This is a genomic window from Crateriforma spongiae, assembly GCF_012290005.1.
Classification (GTDB): Bacteria; Planctomycetota; Planctomycetia; order Pirellulales; family Pirellulaceae; genus Crateriforma; species Crateriforma spongiae.
In genome coordinates, this window is sequence record NZ_JAAXMS010000033.1 from 1 (window position 1) to 676 (window position 676).

Below are 676 nucleotides of genomic sequence, written 5' to 3' on the forward strand. Positions count from 1 at the left end.
AACGTTGGCCGTAACCGGGCGGCGACGATTGATTGTCCATTGTAAATCCGCTCGACTTCGCCGCTCCGGTTCACGGCGTTGTTCGCTGGCAACTACGGTCTGGATGACGGTGCGGCGACGGTGAGCGAAAACGTCTTGTCTTTGAATTTCAGTATCGGAACTGCCGTGTTGTACTCGTACGTGCCCGAATTCAATGACACGGCGATCAAATCTTTCAGTTGCTTTCCTGTGACCATCGGGCCGGTGTCTGACATAAGAGCTTTTGTGCCGTTGCCGTGGATTGACATCAGGAATTTGAGTGCGTTCACGTCGCCAGCGTTCCACACGACGTGATCGGCGAGAACGGCGACCGTGATGACACCTTGTTCTGGCCGGTTATCCAGGCTTCCCGCTGACGCTGACAATCCCCCGCCGCCCTTCTTATCCGACGTGATTGTTGCGTGAGAATCTGGTTTCGCATCAATCCGAATCTGTTTGACGACCGAGTCTTCGGTGCCAATGACATTCGTGACTGTGACGCGGAAGCGGTTCGATGATCGGATCTTTTCGTCTGCGCCGGACGTCCGTAGTGCGAAAAGGGTTGCGATGCCGAATAGCAACGCTAGCGCCACCTGTGTTGTCTTGATGTTCCGCATCAGTATTTCGCTCCAGTTTGGATTGCCATTGCCAGCGAACG

At 54.7% G+C, this 676-nt stretch carries 1 protein-coding gene; it reads right to left on the minus strand.

Annotated features, from left to right (window positions below; genetic code table 11):
- Nucleotides 1-92: 92 nt before the first annotated feature.
- The coding region (locus HFP54_RS25070) for a hypothetical protein (RefSeq protein ID WP_206036407.1) at nucleotides 93-676 on the minus strand (584 nt) is incomplete at its 5' end.